Annotated in this window: 3 protein-coding genes; 2 read left to right on the top strand and 1 reads right to left on the bottom strand. The window is 69.5% G+C overall.

Translation table 11 applies throughout. From position 1 onward, the window contains the following. Positions 1-236: AraC family transcriptional regulator ligand-binding domain-containing protein (locus tag C5O18_RS08525; protein WP_146089304.1), on the bottom strand; the 236-nt coding region annotated here is incomplete at its 3' end. Positions 237-356: 120 nt separating this feature from the next. On the opposite strand from C5O18_RS08525, the gene C5O18_RS08530 reads away from it, so the two are divergent. Both C5O18_RS08530 and C5O18_RS08535 read left to right on the top strand, forming a co-directional pair. Then, positions 357-2,102, top strand: a complete 1,746-nt coding sequence (locus tag C5O18_RS08530) for an N-acyl-D-amino-acid deacylase family protein (RefSeq protein WP_105193137.1) — start codon at positions 357-359, stop codon at positions 2,100-2,102. Positions 2,103-2,104: 2 nt separating this feature from the next. Further along, a partial coding sequence (locus C5O18_RS08535; protein ID WP_105193139.1) for a hypothetical protein occupies positions 2,105-2,480 on the top strand: 376 nt, incomplete at its 3' end.

A 2,480-nucleotide genomic window follows, 5' to 3' on the forward strand; every position in this document is an offset into this window, starting at 1 on the left:
ACCACTTCCAGGCTCTGGCGCTGTCCCAGGCGCAGGCCGAAGGCAGGCATGCGCAGCCGGCCGGCGGTGAGCGCGTAGAGGTCGGCCAGCGCGGGATAGGACAGGTACAGTTCGGTGGTGTCCAGGGCGGCGGCCGGCAGGCCGGCCTCGTCCAGCAGCCGCAGCGGATCGCCGCCGGCCTCGCGCACCAGCGCGGCGTAGCCGAGCAGGCCGCCGCTGCGCACCAGATACCGCATGTGTGACCCTCCCGGATGTGCTCCGCCGTGCCGGCGTGATCGGATTGCGACTCGTGATTTGTCAAATCATGCCCCGGTCCCGCGCCTATTGTCGAGAAAACAACAAAGGCGAGGCGCCACATGCAACCGCTCTACGACGTGATCATCCGCCAGGGACGCTATTTCGACGGCACCGGTGCCGAGTCGGCCATACGCGATGTCGCCATCCGCGACGGCCGCATCGCCCGGGTCAGCGCGACCGCGCTGGATCCGGCGCAGGCCGCGCGGGTCATCGATGCTACCGGCAAGTGGATCACGCCCGGCTTCCTCGATACCCATACCCATTACGATGCCGAGGTTCTCGCCGCGCCGGCGCTGTCGGAGTCGGTGCGCCATGGCGTGACCACGGTGCTGGTCGGCAGCTGTTCGCTGAGCATGGTCTGCAGCGAGGCCGAAGATGCCTCCGACATTTTCACCCGCGTCGAGACCGTGCCGCGCGAGAAGGTGCTGCCGATCCTGCACGCGCACAAGACCTGGCGGCGGCCGGCCGAGTGGGTCGAGTTCGTGCGCCGGCAGCCGCTGGGCCCGAACCTGATCTCGTTCATCGGCCACAGCGACATGCGTGTCGCCACGCTCGGCCTGCACCGCGCCACCGACCGCGCGGTGAAGCCGAGCGAAGACGAGCTGCGGCGCATGGAGGGCATGCTGGAGGAGGCGCTGGATGCCGGCTTCCTGGGCATGTCGACCATGCGCCTGAAATGGGACAAGATCGATGGCGACCGCGCCTGGTCGAAGAGCCTGCCCAGCACCTACGCGCGCCTGGGCGAGCTGGCCCGGCTCAACCGCATCCTGCGCCGGCGCGGACGCGTGCACCAGGGCGCGCCCAACGCCGCCAACCCGCTGCTGGTGTTCGAGTATGTCGGCGCCGCGCTGGGGCTGTTGCGCAAACCGCTGAAGATGACGCTGATCACGCTCATGGCGCTGAAAGGCAACCGCACCGTGCGGCCCATGGCCCAGTTCCTGTCGCGTTTCGTCAACGCGCTGGGCGGCAATTTCCGCTGGCAGCTCCTGCCAACCCCCTTCACCGTCTATGCCGATGGCATCGACGTGGTGTTCTTCGAGGAGTTCGGCGCCGGCGAAATGGCGCTCGACCTGCGCGACCAGATCGAGCGCAACGCCCTGCTCAAAAACGAGGCCTACCGCCGCCGGTTCCGCAAGTTCTATGGCGAGAAGCTGAGCCCGCGTGTGTGGCAGCGCGACTTCGGCGACGCCATCGTGCTCGAGTGCCCGGACCGCGCGCTGGTCGGCCGCAACTTCGCCGAGATCGCCCGCGAGCGCTCCATCCACGTCGTCGACCTGTTCCTCGATCTGGTGGTCGAGTTCGGCCGCTCGCTGCGCTGGTACACCACGGTCGGCAACCACCGGCGCCAGGCCGTGCTGGAAATGGTGCAGGATCCGCGCACGCTGATCACCTTCTCCGATGCCGGCGCGCACATCCGCAACATGGCCTTCTACAACCTGCCGCTACGCTTCCTCAAGCTGGTGCGGCAGGCCGCCGACGATGGCCAGCCGGTGATGAGCCTGGAGAAGGCGGTCTGGCGCGTCACCGGCGAGCAGGCCGACTGGTTCGGCATCGAGGCCGGGCGCATCCGCGAGGGCGATCGCGCCGACCTGGTGGTGCTGGATCCGTCCGGTCTGGCGCAGGACCTGGAACAGGTGCACTGGGCCGAGATGGAGAACTTCGGCGGCCTGCAGCGACTGGTCAACCGAAACCCGGGGCTGGTCGAGCATGTCTTCATCAACGGCCGGGCAGCGGTCGAGCATGGCGAGGTGGTGCCGGCGCTGGGGCGGGAGGCCGGTTTCGGCACCTTCCTGCCGGCGCGCTGACCATGCCGGCTGCTACCTCGCTGTCGGCCTGGCGGCAGCGTTTCGCCGGGCTGCCGCCGGTCACGGGCCCGGTGTCGCCGTGCTTTTTCCGCGCCGGTTTCGTCGGTCCGGCCTGGCTGTGTCGCATCGCGCCCGGCGCGGTGGCGCTGGGCGGGCTGCCCGGCTGGGCCGGCAAACGCTTCACCACACCCGGCCTGGCGGTGAATGTGCTGGAGGGCGGGGACGGGCTGCGCGAGGTCATGCCCATGCGCGTCGCGCAGGGGGTATCGCTGCTGGATGACCGGCCGGCGCTGGTGCTGATCTACGGTGCCGGCTCGCCGCTGCTCTGGCGCCGCGTCCGCGACGAGCTGCGCGTGCTCGATGCCGAGCGCTGGCTGG

Origin of the sequence: Amnimonas aquatica, assembly GCF_002943415.1 — a bacterium.
GTDB classification, from domain to species: domain Bacteria; phylum Pseudomonadota; class Gammaproteobacteria; order Pseudomonadales; family Moraxellaceae; genus Perlucidibaca; species Perlucidibaca aquatica_A.

Coding starts and splice junctions, on each gene's coding strand:
- C5O18_RS08530 (WP_105193137.1), top strand. CDS start 357: ATGCAACCGCTCTACGACGTGATCATCCGCCAGGGACGCTATTTCGAC.